Source organism: Halobaculum sp. EA56 (genome assembly GCF_051195075.1).
GTDB lineage: Archaea > Halobacteriota > Halobacteria > Halobacteriales > Haloferacaceae > Halobaculum.
Window position 1 is genome coordinate 98,605 of record NZ_JBNTJX010000006.1, and the last position, 12,750, is coordinate 111,354.

General features: G+C 71.9%; 14 protein-coding genes. 5 read left to right on the plus strand and 9 right to left on the minus strand.

Features of this window, described 5'->3' with window-relative positions; genetic code table 11:
* Positions 1–6: 6 nt before the first annotated feature.
* The gene (ubaA, locus tag ACQUQ1_RS12155; RefSeq protein WP_435064566.1) at positions 7–822 is read right to left on the minus strand and encodes an SAMP-activating enzyme E1; all 816 of its coding nucleotides are present in this window, start codon (positions 820–822) and stop codon (positions 7–9) included.
* A gap of 120 nt (positions 823–942) precedes the next feature.
* Between ubaA and ACQUQ1_RS12160 the strand changes: the two genes are divergently transcribed.
* Both ACQUQ1_RS12160 and ACQUQ1_RS12165 read left to right on the plus strand, forming a co-directional pair.
* The gene (locus ACQUQ1_RS12160) at positions 943–2,100 is read left to right on the plus strand and encodes a sensor histidine kinase (protein WP_435064567.1); all 1,158 of its coding nucleotides are present in this window, start codon (positions 943–945) and stop codon (positions 2,098–2,100) included.
* A 131-nt stretch (positions 2,101–2,231) separates the two neighbouring features.
* Positions 2,232–3,242, plus strand: coding sequence for an NADP-dependent oxidoreductase (locus ACQUQ1_RS12165; RefSeq protein ID WP_435064568.1), 1,011 nt, complete (start codon positions 2,232–2,234; stop codon positions 3,240–3,242).
* A gap of 28 nt (positions 3,243–3,270) precedes the next feature.
* On the opposite strand, the gene npdG is transcribed toward ACQUQ1_RS12165, so the two are convergent.
* The 5 genes from npdG to ACQUQ1_RS12190 form a co-directional block, all read right to left on the minus strand.
* Positions 3,271–3,939 (minus strand): NADPH-dependent F420 reductase, encoded by a 669-nt coding sequence (gene npdG, locus ACQUQ1_RS12170; protein ID WP_435064569.1) that lies wholly within the window; start codon positions 3,937–3,939, stop codon positions 3,271–3,273.
* An 87-nt stretch (positions 3,940–4,026) separates the two neighbouring features.
* Positions 4,027–4,410, minus strand: a complete 384-nt coding sequence (locus ACQUQ1_RS12175; RefSeq protein ID WP_435064570.1) for a hypothetical protein — start codon at positions 4,408–4,410, stop codon at positions 4,027–4,029.
* A gap of 55 nt (positions 4,411–4,465) precedes the next feature.
* Positions 4,466–4,696 (minus strand): DUF7534 family protein, encoded by a 231-nt coding sequence (locus ACQUQ1_RS12180; protein ID WP_435064571.1) that lies wholly within the window; start codon positions 4,694–4,696, stop codon positions 4,466–4,468.
* Positions 4,697–4,703: 7 nt separating this feature from the next.
* Complete coding sequence (locus tag ACQUQ1_RS12185) at positions 4,704–5,570, minus strand: TIGR01548 family HAD-type hydrolase (protein ID WP_435064572.1); 867 nt, start codon at positions 5,568–5,570, stop codon at positions 4,704–4,706.
* A gap of 126 nt (positions 5,571–5,696) precedes the next feature.
* On the minus strand, positions 5,697–6,122 hold the full coding sequence (locus tag ACQUQ1_RS12190; RefSeq protein WP_435064573.1) for a UPF0146 family protein: 426 nt from the start codon (positions 6,120–6,122) through the stop codon (positions 5,697–5,699).
* A 40-nt stretch (positions 6,123–6,162) separates the two neighbouring features.
* Between ACQUQ1_RS12190 and ACQUQ1_RS12195 the strand changes: the two genes are divergently transcribed.
* Positions 6,163–6,684 carry an archaemetzincin family Zn-dependent metalloprotease gene (locus tag ACQUQ1_RS12195; RefSeq protein ID WP_435064574.1) on the plus strand — a complete coding sequence of 174 codons (522 nt, stop codon included), beginning with the start codon at positions 6,163–6,165 and terminating at the stop codon, positions 6,682–6,684.
* 144 nt (positions 6,685–6,828) lie between these two features.
* Here ACQUQ1_RS12195 and ACQUQ1_RS12200 read toward each other — a convergent pair whose 3' ends face one another.
* Together ACQUQ1_RS12200 and ACQUQ1_RS12205 are read right to left on the minus strand one after the other, a co-directional pair.
* Positions 6,829–8,658, minus strand: a complete 1,830-nt coding sequence (locus ACQUQ1_RS12200) for a ribosome biogenesis/translation initiation ATPase RLI (protein ID WP_435064575.1) — start codon at positions 8,656–8,658, stop codon at positions 6,829–6,831.
* A gap of 1 nt (position 8,659) precedes the next feature.
* On the minus strand, positions 8,660–8,971 hold the full coding sequence (locus ACQUQ1_RS12205; RefSeq protein ID WP_435064576.1) for a hypothetical protein: 312 nt from the start codon (positions 8,969–8,971) through the stop codon (positions 8,660–8,662).
* A gap of 111 nt (positions 8,972–9,082) precedes the next feature.
* Between ACQUQ1_RS12205 and ACQUQ1_RS12210 the strand changes: the two genes are divergently transcribed.
* Positions 9,083–9,361, plus strand: coding sequence for a MarR family transcriptional regulator (locus tag ACQUQ1_RS12210; protein ID WP_435064577.1), 279 nt, complete (start codon positions 9,083–9,085; stop codon positions 9,359–9,361).
* A 261-nt stretch (positions 9,362–9,622) separates the two neighbouring features.
* Here ACQUQ1_RS12210 and ACQUQ1_RS12215 read toward each other — a convergent pair whose 3' ends face one another.
* Positions 9,623–11,497 (minus strand): PINc/VapC family ATPase, encoded by a 1,875-nt coding sequence (locus tag ACQUQ1_RS12215; RefSeq protein ID WP_435064578.1) that lies wholly within the window; start codon positions 11,495–11,497, stop codon positions 9,623–9,625.
* 126 nt (positions 11,498–11,623) lie between these two features.
* Between ACQUQ1_RS12215 and ACQUQ1_RS12220 the strand changes: the two genes are divergently transcribed.
* Positions 11,624–12,748: a M20 family metallopeptidase gene (locus ACQUQ1_RS12220; protein ID WP_435064579.1), complete on the plus strand. Its 1,125-nt coding sequence runs from the start codon at positions 11,624–11,626 to the stop codon at positions 12,746–12,748.
* The last annotated feature ends 2 nt before the right edge of the window (positions 12,749–12,750 follow it).

The window sequence follows — 12,750 nt, forward strand, 5'->3', positions numbered from 1 at the left end:
CGCGGATCAGTCTGCGGCGATGCCGCAGCCGTCCTCGTACTCGATCCCCTCGATGGAGTCGATCGGGTCGTCGCCGCACACCGGACACTCGGGGTTCCGGCGATACGGGGCGGTCTCGAAAGTCATGTCCATCGCGTCGTAGAACAGCAGGCGCCCCTCAAGCACCTCCCCGGTATCGAGCAGGAGCTTCACGGCCTCGGTCGCCTGGATGCACCCGAGCGTCCCCGGGAGCACGCCCAGCACCCCCGTCGTCGCGCAGTCGGGTATCTCCCCGGGTTCGGGCGCCTCCGGGAACAGACAGCGGTAGCACGGTCCCTCGGGGACGAGGGTCGTCGCCTGCCCCTCGAACTTGTAGATGGAGCCGTGGGCGACCGGCGTGTCCGTCAGGCGCGCCACGTCGTTCACGAGGTAGCGCGTGCCGAAGTTGTCGGAGGCGTCGAGCACCACGTCGTAGTCGGCGATCAACCCCTCCGCGTTGCCGGCGTCCAGGCGCGTCTCGTGGGGCTCCACGTCCACGTCCGGGTTGAGGTCGCGGACGTACTCGGCGGCGGAGGCGGCCTTCGGGCGCCCCACGTCGCTGTCGGCGTGGACGACCTGCCGCTGGAGGTTCGACCGCTCCACCTCGTCGTCGTCGACGACGCCGATCCGGCCGACGCCCGCGGCCGCGAGGTACTGGATCGCCGGCGACCCCAGCCCGCCCGCGCCGACGACGAGCACCGAGCCCTCCAGCAGCGCCTGTTGGCCCGCCGGGCCGACCTCGTCGAGGATGATGTGACGCGAGTAGCGGTCGAGCTGCGTGGAGTCGAGCGCGAGTCCGGTCATACCCGCAGTTGCACGAGCGCGAGTAAAACACTTGTCGCGGGACCGAGCGGCCGGTCGGCCGACGCCACCGGCACGAGCCGGATCGATATCCTTTCACGAGAAGGCGGATTTTTTGAACCCGTGTTCGGGCGATCCGACGTCGGGGAACCGGACGACGGCGCGGCCGGCGATCGAGGGCCGCTGGCCGCGTGGCCGGGCGCGGTCCACTACGGCTTCGCCGCGATGGCGCTGGCCGTCGTGGTCGCGCGGGTCGTCACCGACCCGCTCGGCGGGACGCTCGTCGCGATCGAACTGCTGCCGACGCTCGCGCTCGCGGTCGCGATCGCGTACGCCGGTCGACGGTTCGCCCGACACGAGCCCACGCCCTCGCAGGTGCAGCGGTCGGCCGCGATCCTGTGCGGGGGCGGCATCTACGGCGCCGTCTTCGTCGCCGTCATCGAGCTGTTCCAGTGGCTGGAGGGGTCGGCGCCGGTCGAGAGCGACTACCTGATCGCGATGGCGGGGTTCGGCGGGGTCGCGCTGGCGGCGGGCGTCTCCCACTACTACGTCGCCTACGAGGTCCGCCTCGCGGAGGCGCGGGCGGAGTCGGCCCGCGCGAACCGGCTCCGCAAGCAGTCGAGCGTCCTCGGGCGGATCTTCCGGCACAACGTCAGGAACGAGGTGAACGTCGTCGCCGGATGGATCGAGCGAACGGCCGACCCCGACCCGATCGCGGCGGCCCGGGCCCGGCGAACCGCGCGGGCGCACGCCGAGCGGCTGGCCGACCTCAGCGAGACCGCCCGCCGAATCCAGCGGACGATGGACGGCGACGAGCGGGTTCGGGTCGACCTCGTCGCGCACGTCGAGTCGGCCGTCGCGACCGTCCGCGCGGAGGCGCCGGCGGTCTCGGTCGCGACGGACCTTTCGGAGTCGGCGTGGGCGGTCGCGACGTCGAACGCGGCCGCCGCGCCGGCGGAGGCGCTCTCGAACGCCGTCGAGCACAACGACCCCGAGTCGCTGTCGGTCGATGTGAGCGTGCGCGCCGACGGCGAGGGATACCGCGTCGAGATCGCCGACGACGGGACCGGGATCCCGTCCGTCGAGGTCGACGCGCTGGACGCCGCCGAGGAGGGGCCGACCAGCCACGGCAGGGGGCTCGGCCTGTACCTCATGCAGACGATCGCCGTCGAGTCGGGCGGCGACATGGAGGTTGAGTCGGCTCCCGGGTCGGGCACGACCGTCCGGCTGTGGTTCCCGGCGGCGGACGGTCCCCGGGCCGGGCCGGACGACGGCGCGTAGCCCCCCCGGGCGGCGTGTCCGACGGGACGGTCCGACGCGACGGCCCGACGCGACCGGCCGGGCGCGGAAACCGCCGGCACGCGGTCCCGCGTTCCCGAAGGGTTAGGCGACCGGCGGCCGTCGCCACGCCCATGCCAGCGAACCGACGCTTCCACCTCGCGACGCGACCCGAGGGCGTGCCGGACGAGGACACCTTCGACCTCCGCGAGGTCGACCGCCCGGAACCGGGGCCCGGCGAGGCGCTCGTGCGCGTCCTGTTCCTCTCTGTGGACCCGTACATGCGCGACCGGATGCGCGCCGGCGAGTCCTACTCCGAGCCGTGGGCGGTCGGCGACCCGCTCCGCGGCGGCGCCGTCTGCGAGGTCGTCGAGTCCAACGGCGCGGGCTTCGAGCCCGGCGATACCGTGGTCGGCAACCTCCCGTGGGCCGAGTACGCGACCGCGAACGGGTCGGACCTCACGCCCGTCGACACCGGCGACCTACCGGTCTCGACGGCGCTCGGCGTGCTGGGGATGCCCGGCCGGACCGCTTACTTCGGCACCCGCGAGGTCGCCGAGCCGAAGGCGGACGACTGGATGGTCGTCTCCGGCGCCGCCGGCGCGGTCGGCTCGGTCGTCGGCCAGCTCGGGGAGCTCCAGGGCGCGAACGTCGTGGGCATCGCCGGCTCCGACGAGAAGGTCGCGTGGCTCACCGAGGAGTTGGGATTCACGGCGGGGATCAACTACGAGACCGAGGACGTGGGCGCCCGCCTCGACGAGGTCGCCGACGGCGTCGACGTGTACTACGACAACGTGGGCGGGCCCGTGACCGACGCGGTGTGGCCGCGGCTGAACGTCGACGCCCGCGTGGCGGTCTGCGGGCAGATCGCCCTCTACAACGAGGAGGAACTCCCCACCGGCCCGCGGAAGCTCTCGAAGCTCATCGAGACGCGCGCCGCGGTCAGGGGCCTGCTCGTGCGCGACTTCGCCCCGCGGTTCCGCGAGGCGACCGAGCACCTCGCGGACCTGGTCGCCCGCGGCGACCTGCAGTACCGCGAGACGGTGACGGAGGGGCTGGAGAACGCCCCCGACGCGTTCCTCGGGCTGTTCGAGGGCGAGAACGTCGGCAAGCAGGTCGTGAAGGTGGCGGAGGCGGGCGAGTAGGGACGGGAGGCCGCAGATCGGTCGACCGCTACTCGAACCGGACGCCCAGGTCGTGCAGGTCGTCGTTGTTCGTCGCCACGTTGATCAAAAGCGGCGTCAGCGACTCCACCTCGGCGGCGTTCGAGAGCCCGCCCGCCGACAGCGCGCGCAGGCCCTCGATCTCCTCGGCCAGCCGCGAGACGGTCGCGGCGGCCTCGTCGTCGTCGGCCAGCACGAGCGTGTCGATGCCCAACTCCAGCGAGAGGTCCGAGAGCCGCCCGGCCGCGAGGTTGTGGAAGGCGCCGACGACCGGCACCTCGTCGGGCACCGCCTCCCGCACGAGCGCCGTGACGCTGCCCGCGCTCGGCGGGTGATAGCGGAAGCCGTCGTCCTCCCGTTTCATCCCCGCGGCGGGCGTGACGACCACGTCGTCGGCGTCGAGGTTCGCCTCGACCGCCTCGACCGTGTCGGCGACGTGGTACGGCGGCACCGCGAGCACGACCACGTCGGCGCGGTCGGCCGCCATCGCGTTGTCGAAGCCCTTGAGGTCGGCGTCGCCGCCGGCGTCGGCGACGGCCGCGGCGTAGTCCTCGGCGGCCGCGCGGGCCTTCTCGGGGTCCCGGGAGCCGACGAGCAGTTCGTGGTCCGTGTCGCGGCCCCAGCGCACGGCGAGCCCCTCGCCGATGTCGCCGGTGCCGCCCAAGATCGCGATTCGCATGGGGGGACGTGGGTGCGGGCCGGGAGTAAGCGTTGCGTGACCGGACGCGTCTGCCACCGTCGACCGTGTCGCCCCCGGCGACGGAAGTCAGGCGTCGACGTACCGCAGCGTCGCCGCGGCCGCGAGCCACGGGGCCGGCACCGCGAACAGGAGCAGCCCCGTCGGTCCGACGCCCTGCATCCCGGGGATCGACCGGAGCCAGATCACCAGCGTCGCGAACGCGACCAGCAGGCCGACGCCGAGCAGCGCGGCGAGAGCGAGCACCCGAGGGGTCAGCGCCTCCCGCGGTGTTCGCGCGACGACGTAGCCGACGGGGGCGACGAACAGCGCGAAGAGGGCGGCAAGCGGGACACGGACGAGTTCGCCGGGCCACGCGAACCGCGTCCCGACGACGACCCCGGACGCCAGAGCGACGGTCGTCGAGAGCGCGGCCGCTCGGCGGCGGGAGAGCGAGTGACCGAGGGCGACCATGTGCGCGCGACGTCGGCGGGCGACAAATCCCTTCGGGGGGAGGGACAGCGGGACGCTACGTCGAATCCGCGACGCCGTAGACGTACACGAACCAGTACGCCAGCACCGGCGACACCACGAGCATCGGCCCGACCGTCAGGACCTGCGTGAGCGGGTCCGGCGGCGTGAACCGCGCGGCGAACGAGAGCGCCAGCAGGTCCAGCAGCGCGACGAACGTGAGGAACCGCACGACCCGCGCGATTCGGGTTCGGCGGTCGGAGCCGGCGCCGTCCGCGCGCTCGCTCATCCCCGACTCACTCCAGGAGGTCCGGGAGGTCGTTCACGCTGTCGAGCACGGCGGCGGCGCCGGCGTCGGCGAACCTGGCGCGGCCGTCCGTCCCCGCGAGCCCGCCCGTCAGGACGCCGATCCCGTGGTAGGTGGTCGAGTCGTCCGCGTCGTCCGCGTTGACGGCCGTGCGCACGTCGTCGAGGGTGTCGCCGACGAAGGCGACCGCGTCGGCGTCCGTGCGCTCGGCCAGCGTGACGAGCGCGCGGGGGTGGGGCTTCCCCTCGGCCCAGTCGTCCATCGTGAAGCGGCGGTCCTCGGGCACGTCGAGGCCCGCGCGGTCGAGCGCGATGTCCGCCTCCGCGGCGGGCCGCCCCGTGAGCACGCACACCGGGTAGCGCTCGGTCAGGGCCTCGACGGTCGAGTCCTCGACGATGACCGGCTCGTCGTGGACGAACCCCGGCGCCTCGAACGGCGGCTCGCCGCCCTCGATGTCGCGGTACAGCTCCGCCCCGAGGTAGAGCGCCTGGAACGTCTCGCGAAGGGCTTCCGGGTCCCACTCGGTCTCGACCCCGTCGGCCGCCTCGTCGCCGAGCGCCTCGCGGATCGCGGCGCGGGCGCCTGCGAGGCCGGTGCCGTTGTCGGCGACCGCGTCGGTGAACTCGTCGACGTCGGCCGCGAGGCCGCGCCCGCGGGCGAGCACGTACAGCGCGACCGCGTCGGTCAGCTCCCAGTCGTTGTTGAAGCCGCCGGCGTCCTTGAACGGCTGGAGGTGCTCGCGGGCGAGGGTGTCGCCGTGGTGGCGCTCGACGCTCTCGACGACCGCCCGGCGGTAGGACTCGGCCACGTCGACGAGCACGCCGTCCACGTCAAGCACGACCGTGTCGACTCGCATACCAGCGGAGGGGGGCGGCCCGGGTATGGGCGTTGCGACTCCGGGCGACGGGCGGACGACCGCGCCCGCCCTCGCGGCGGCGCCGGCGTCGACGCCGCGGGCGGGTCGCGGCCGTCCGCCGCGGGGTCACCCCGTCAGCACGCCGTCCGGGTCGCACGCGACGAACAGCGTGTCGCCGCCGGGGAGGGCGACGGGCTCGGCCTCGACGGCGGGCGGGTCGCCGCCGAGCGTGGTGAAACAGCAGGCGGCGTCGACGCCGGCGGCGACGCGGACGAGCGGGCGGTGGAGTTCGGGCGGACAGTTCAGCGCGTACACGCAGTCGACGCGGTAGTGCTCCCCGGGGTCGTCGCGGTCGGCGGCGGCGGCGACGTCGTCGCGGACGAAGCGGACGCCCTCCGGCGTCGCGCGGTCGACCACGTCCGTCGCGGTCACGGCGCGGCCGTCGCTCGCGAGGGCGGCGGCGACCGCCGGGCGGGTCCCGATTCCGACCTCGCAGAGCCGGACGAATCCGCGGAGTTTTCGGACGACTGCGCGCCGACGTTCGGCTGGCACGGGCGAGGAACTTATGGTGGCACCACCCATAAGCCCGCTCATGCTTGTCGACATCGTGCCCATCGGGGACGTCTCCGCCCAGGTGAAGCGGGAGGCGTCCGCCGGGTTGCGCTCGGTGTACGACTGCGACGTGACGGTTCACGACGAGCAGTCGATCCCCGAGGGCGCGTACGACCGCAGCCGCAACCAATACCGCGCCGAGCAGTTCATCGAGCTGGTGTCCCGGGTCGGCAGCGGCGAGAAGAACATCGGCCTCACCCCGCAGGACCTCTACTACCGCCGGCGCAACTACGTCTTCGGGCTCGCGTACCTCAACGGCAACGGCTCGGTCGTCTCCACCTACCGCCTGCAGACCTCCTCGGACGGCGGCGTCTCCTCCAAGCCCGCCGGCGAGGTGTTCGCCGACCGCGTCCGCAAGGAGATCGTCCACGAGATCGGCCACACGCTCGGCCTGGAGCACTGCGACAACAGCAAGTGCGTGATGTCCTTCTCCCCGACGGTGCGCGAGGTCGACGTGAAGGAGGAGCACCTCTGCGGCACCTGCTCGCGCGAGCACCTGTAACGGCCCGGCTCCCGGCCCCTTCCGACCTCCTCGTTCGCTCGCCGTTCCCGACGCCACGATCACCCCGGAGCGCCCGCTGCTCGGATCGAACGTGCGTGCGGACACGCGTCGAAAGCCGCCGGCGCGTCCGGGGGCCGCCCGGCGTCAGTCCGTGTAGTAGTACTCGCCCTCGCCCTTCTGCTGGCGGTCGAGCTGCGAGCCGGGCTTGTTGATGCGCGGACGCCCCGTCCGCTCGTCGCGGCGGAACGTGATGTCGAGATCCGACAGGAAGTCGTTCATGCCGTCGCGCATCCCCTGTGGCTCGCTGGCGTGCCCCTCGACGGCCGGCTCGCCGTCGAACACCATCAGCCGGTCGGACAGCAGGTCGATCATGTAGATGTCGTGGTCGATGACCATCACCGTCGCGTCGTGGTTCTCGGCGTACCGGCGGATTGCGGTCGTCGCCTGTACGCGCTGTTCGACGTCGAGGTGTGCCGACGGCTCGTCGAGCAGGTAGAGGTCGGCGTCCTCCGAGAGGCACGCCGCGATGGCGACGCGCTGGCGCTCCCCGCCCGAGAGGTCGGTGAGGTTCTGCTCCATGATCGGATTGAGCTGGAGCGGGCGGGCGATCTCGGTGTCCCAGTAGGAGGAGCCGAAGTCGTCGGCGATCGACGAGAGGAACGCGTCGACGCGCATCGGCTGGTCGATCTCGATGTACTGGGGCTTGTAGGCGATGTCGAGGCTGAAGTCGAGGTCGCCCTCGTCCGGTTCGAGCTTCCCGGCGAACAGTTTCGCCATCGTCGACTTCCCGATCCCGTTCGGGCCGACGATCCCCAGCACCTCCGACTCGTGGACGGCGCCGCCCTCGACGGTCAGGGAGAACTCGCCCTCGCCGTAGGACTTCCGCAGGTCCGGGTACTCGAACAGCACCTGGCTCCGGGTGATCTCCCGGGGCGCGTGCGCGTCGAAGGTGATCGAGTCCGGACGGATGCGCATGTTCTCGTTGTCGAGGTACCCCTTCAGGTACTCGTTGATGCCGTTGCGCGTCGACTTGGGGTCCGTGACGACGCCGTACGCGCCGGGTTCGCCGTAGGTGACGTGCAGCGTGTCGGCCAGCAGGTCGAGGATCGCGAGGTCGTGCTCGACGACCATCATCGAGCGCTCGCCGTCGTCGGCCAGCTCGCGGATGAGCCGTGCGGCGGTCATCCGCTGGCCGATGTCCAGGTAGGGGGTGATCTCGTCGAGGAAGTAGAAGTCCGCGTCGCGCGCGAGCGTCGCCGCCAGCGCGACGCGCTGGAGCTCCCCGCCGGAGATGGAGTCGATGTCCTGGTCCATCACCGGGCCGATAGAGAGGCGCTCGACCAGCGAGTCCAGCGCGCCGCGCTCGTCGGTGCGCTCCAGCAGCTCGCGGGTGTTGCCGTCGAACCGCTTGGGGATCTGGTCGACGTACTGCGGCTTGCGGGCCACCTCGACCTCGCCGCCGATGACGCGCTCGACGTAGTTCTGCAGCTCGGTGCCCTTGAAGCGCTCCAGGACGGCGTCCCAGCTCGCCTCGGAGGCGTGCTCGCCGAGGTTCGGCACCAGCTCCCCCGAGAGCATTTTGACCGCCGTCGACTTCCCGATCCCGTTGGGCCCGAGGATGCCCGTCACGTTGCCGGGCTCGGGAACGGGGAGGCCGTACAGCGCGAAGGCGTTGTCGCCGTAGCGGTGGACGGGGTCGTTCTCCAGCTCGGAGGGGAGGTTGATGATCTCGATGGCGTCGAACGGGCACTTCTCGACGCAGATGCCGCACGTCTCGCCCAGGCAGATCTCCTCGGAGATCCAGATCTGGTCGGGGCCGCCGTCGTACGGTTCGTCCTCGCCGTAGTGGTCGCCGCGCTCGACGATGCAGTCCTTGCCGGTGCGGTTGGGCGGGCAGAAGTTCGCGCACTCGTAGTTGCACCGGTCGGGCTGGCAGCGGTCGAGGTCGACGACCGCGATGCTGTCGTCCGCCATGTTACGCCACGTTCGCCGAGAGGATGACGCCGTAGGAGATGAACCAGAGCGTGAAGGTCATGAACGCCACGTAGAGGTTGTCCTTGATGCCGAACTCCTCGACCTCCACCCCGAGGAGCTTCAGCAGCGGGATCTGTACGAAGACGAAGCCCGCGACCACCAGCAGGGCGAGCCGGTCCGTCGCCGCGTCGGGGGTGACCCCGAGCACGGTCGCCGAGACGAGCGCCGCGGCGATCCCCGCCAGACACGAGACGGTGGTGACGGTCACCCCGCGCAGGTGGTCGGAGAGCCCCGAGGCGGTTTCCGTAGCCATACGCGAACGTCCGCCAGCCGGCGACAAAAGGGGTTCGCTTGGCGGATCGCGGACGACACCGAACATAGTTCCGTCAATCTTTAAGCCGTCTCGGTGTTTCGAATCGTAACGATGGCCGGAACCGACGAGGAGTCCCTCGACGACCTCCCCCCAAGTGCGAAGCTCGTGTTCAAGGTCCTGGAGTACAACGGTCCGCTGACACAGAAGGGCATCGTCGAGGAGTCCATGCTCTCCGCCCGCACCGTCCGATACGCCCTCGAACGGCTCGAGAACATCGGAATCGTCGACGAGGACGTCTACTTCGCCGACGCCCGACAGAACCTCTACCAGCTCGACACCCCGCAGACGGCCGAGGCCGACGGCGGCCAGGAAGCCACCTGCGCGGAGTGAGCCGGTAGCCCGACGCCCGACGCGCGGTTCTCTGTTTCTGTCCGCGTCCGACGCCCGGTCGCGACGCGGATCCCTCCCGGCGCGGAGCGGCGGCCGCGAAGGTTCATATCCGATGCCGGGGCCACGCCCTCGCGTGCGGTGACGACGACCGCGTGCCGTCCCGCGAACCCCCGGGTCCCGACGGCGCGCGACGGCGGCGGGTCCCGGTGTCAGCCCCCGATCCCGGACCCCGTGGCCGGCGCGCGAGCGACGGCGCGGCCGTCAGGCCGGGACGACGGTGATCGTCTGCTTCCGGTCGATGGCGTCCTCCAGCTCCTCGGCGATGGCGCTCCCCCGCGAGACCTGGATGTCGCCGCCGCGGCCGACCGTCGCGGTGAACAGGTACTCGTCGTCCGCGCGCACCTCGACGGTCTCGCCGACGTGCTCGTCCATCCGGATGACGACGTGTCGGCTCGTGATCTCGGGCTGGACGACCTCTCCCTGCGGTTTCGGCGTCGACGCCGGGCCGCCGTCGGCGGACCCGCCGCCCCCGCCGGAGCGATCGGCGTGGGTGCGCACGTCGATGTCGATGCCGAGCCGGTTCTCGATGTCGGTGATCCGACCGCCGCCCTTCCCGATGACGTAGCTGATGTCGTCCTCCTCGACGTAGACGACCGCGTCGTTCTGGCCCTGGAGCTCCACGTCGACGTGGCCGCGGGCGACCGAGCGGATCTCGCGTTCGATCTCCTGTTTGGCGAGGCGGCCGACGCCCGTCTCGCCGCGGCCGCCGTCGGCGCCGTCGAGCGGAACCGTGACGACCTGGTTGTTGAAGGTGTAGATCTCGTACTCGGGCGTGCCGGTCTCGAAGTCGACGACCTGGATGACCGGGCGGGAGAGGTCCTCGGCCGTGAGCCCCTCGGGCACCTTCACCTGCGTCGTCACGTCGTAGACGGTGTCGACCTGGCCGGCCTCGATGAACACGACCGTGTCGACCACCTGCGGGATCATCCCGAGTTCGACCCGGCCGACGAGCCGCTGGAGCGCGTCGATAGCGCGGGTCGCGTGCGTGACGCCGACCATCCCGACGCCCGCGAGGCGCATGTCCGCGAACACCTCGAAGTCGTGGGTCTTGCGCACCTCGTCGTAGATGGTGTAGTCGGGGCGGACGAGCAGCAGCGAGTCCGCCGTGTTCGCCATGTCGCCGCCGAGGGCAGTGTACTGGGTGATCTCGTCGGTCACCTGCAGGTCGCGCGGCTTCTCCATCGTCTTGACCGCGTAGTCGTTGTCGTTGAGGAACTCCGCGACCGCCTGCGCGAACGTGGACTTGCCGGCCCCCGGCGCGCCCGAGATGAGCACGCCGCGCTGGCGCTCGGTGAACCGGTCGCGCAGCTCGTCGGCGAACTCGTAGTCGTCGAGCGTCGTCTTCGCGATCGGCCGGACGGCGGTGATCTCGATCCCGTCGGAGAACGGCGGCCGCGCGACCGCGATCCGGTAGTTTCGGTACTGGACTATCGTCATCCCGGGCTCGGAGAGCTCGATGAACCCCTGGTTCGACGCGCGAGCGGTCGCCTCGACCTCGTCGGCCCACTGCTGCATCTGCCCCTCGTCGGTCGGGCCGCCCGCGTCGTCGATGCGGACGTAGTGGAGGTCCGCGATGTCGCCGCGTTTGGCCTTCGGGTGGGTGCCGGTCTTGAGGTGGACAGACATCGTGTCCTCGGTGAAGAACCGCTCGATGTCGAGGCCGTCGTCGGCGGTGACGCCGCGGGGCACCGCCTCGACGTACTCCACGTCGAGGCCGGTCGCCTTCCCGGCCTCCGCCTGGACGTAGTCGGAGGTGAGCAGGACGGCGTCGTGCTCGACCGCGAGGTCGCGGATCAGCGCGTCGATGTCGCCCTCCCCGGCCCCCTCCTGCTCGGCGACCGTGGGGCGACGGCCGACGAACTCGGCGTCGATCGTCCCCTCGTCGGCGAGTTCGGCGATGCGCTGGAGCTCGCTGATCCCGTCCCAGCCGGTGTCGCGGCCGGCGTTGGCCTGCGCTTCCAGCTCGCCGACGACCGCCTCCGGGACGAACACGGTCGCCCCCTCGTAGTCGCCGTCTGCGACGCGCTCCGACACGCGGCCGTCGATGACCGCGCTCGTGTCCGGCACGACGTTCATATCCGTGCTGGGGACGGGAGCCGTTTAAGGCTGCTTGCACGCGACCGCGGGAGCGCGTGACCGCGGCGTCGCCCGGATCCCGCCGGGGGCGCCGGAGTTATGTCCGCGCCGGCCGGTCGGCCGGACATGAACGATAGAGGCGCGGGCGCCGACGGACTCCCGGCGCTCGCGCGGGAGCTGGTAGCGATCCCCAGCCACGACGACCCGACCGCCGCCGGCGACGCGATCGAGTCGTGGCTCCGAGCCGAGACCGACGCCGCCGTCGAGCGCGACGACCACGGCAACGTGTTCGCCCGCACCGGCGACCCCGACGCGCCGACGCTCGCGCTCGTCGGCCACCACGACGTGGTGCCGCCGGGGGAGCCGCAGGTGGAGACGGACGCCGACGGCGACGAGTCGTACGTCGTCGAGGAGCGCGACGGGCGGCTGTACGGCCGCGGGAGCGCCGACATGAAGGGCGCCGTCGCCGCCGCGATGTGCGCCCTCCGGGACGCCGATCCGGAGGGGGTGGAGCTGTGTTTCGCCTCGTTCGTCGGCGAGGAGGTCGGGGGCGTCGGCGCCCGCGCGGCCATCGAGGACGGCTTCGCCCCGGAGTACGCCGTCGTCGGCGAGGGGTCGACGAACTACTCCGGACCCGGCGTCACGGACGTGGTCGTCGCGCACAAGGGCCGGCGCGCGAGCACGCTCGTCGCCGCCGGCGAGAGCGCGCACGCGAGCATTCCCGAGGAGGGTGTAAACGCGGTGTACCGTGCCTGTGACGCCGTCGACGTGGTCCGCGACCTGGCCTTCCCCGAGACCACGGTCATGGGCGAGCGCGTGCGCGGGAGCGTCGCCGTGACGGGGATCGACGGCGGCACCGCCTGGAACGTCGTCCCCGACGGCTGCGAAGTGACCGTCGACGAGCGGACCGTCCCGGGCGAGCGTGCGCCGCTGGAGCGGGTCGAGGCGGTCGACGGCGTGGAGTGGACCGTCGACCAGGACCTCCCGCCGATGGCCTGCTCGGACGACGCCTTCGCCGACGCGGTCCTGGCCGCGGCGCGGGACGCGCAGTCCGGCGACCCGCGACACGTCGTGAAGCCGCACGCGACGGACGCGGGGTGGCTCGCCGAGGCGGGGACCGCCTGCGTGATCTGCGGCGCCGCCGAGTCCGGCGAGGCCCACACCGACACCGAGAGCGTCTCCCTGGACGTGCTCGATCGCTGTTACCGGATCTATCGCACGGTTGCCGAGCGGGCGAGCGCGTTCGCGTGAGC

What these genes read in the sequence shown, in the direction of transcription:
- ubaA (WP_435064566.1), bottom strand. Translation starts at nt 822, where the DNA reads ATGACCGGACTCGCGCTCGACTCCACGCAGCTCGACCGCTACTCGCGT.
- ACQUQ1_RS12165 (WP_435064568.1), top strand. Translation starts at nt 2,232, where the DNA reads ATGCCAGCGAACCGACGCTTCCACCTCGCGACGCGACCCGAGGGCGTG.
- npdG (WP_435064569.1), bottom strand. Translation starts at nt 3,939, where the DNA reads ATGCGAATCGCGATCTTGGGCGGCACCGGCGACATCGGCGAGGGGCTC.
- ACQUQ1_RS12175 (WP_435064570.1), bottom strand. Translation starts at nt 4,410, where the DNA reads ATGGTCGCCCTCGGTCACTCGCTCTCCCGCCGCCGAGCGGCCGCGCTC.
- ACQUQ1_RS12180 (WP_435064571.1), bottom strand. Translation starts at nt 4,696, where the DNA reads ATGAGCGAGCGCGCGGACGGCGCCGGCTCCGACCGCCGAACCCGAATC.
- ACQUQ1_RS12185 (WP_435064572.1), bottom strand. Translation starts at nt 5,570, where the DNA reads ATGCGAGTCGACACGGTCGTGCTTGACGTGGACGGCGTGCTCGTCGAC.
- ACQUQ1_RS12195 (WP_435064574.1), top strand. Translation starts at nt 6,163, where the DNA reads ATGCTTGTCGACATCGTGCCCATCGGGGACGTCTCCGCCCAGGTGAAG.
- ACQUQ1_RS12200 (WP_435064575.1), bottom strand. Translation starts at nt 8,658, where the DNA reads ATGGCGGACGACAGCATCGCGGTCGTCGACCTCGACCGCTGCCAGCCC.
- ACQUQ1_RS12205 (WP_435064576.1), bottom strand. Translation starts at nt 8,971, where the DNA reads ATGGCTACGGAAACCGCCTCGGGGCTCTCCGACCACCTGCGCGGGGTG.
- ACQUQ1_RS12210 (WP_435064577.1), top strand. Translation starts at nt 9,083, where the DNA reads ATGGCCGGAACCGACGAGGAGTCCCTCGACGACCTCCCCCCAAGTGCG.
- ACQUQ1_RS12215 (WP_435064578.1), bottom strand. Translation starts at nt 11,497, where the DNA reads ATGAACGTCGTGCCGGACACGAGCGCGGTCATCGACGGCCGCGTGTCG.
- ACQUQ1_RS12220 (WP_435064579.1), top strand. Translation starts at nt 11,624, where the DNA reads ATGAACGATAGAGGCGCGGGCGCCGACGGACTCCCGGCGCTCGCGCGG.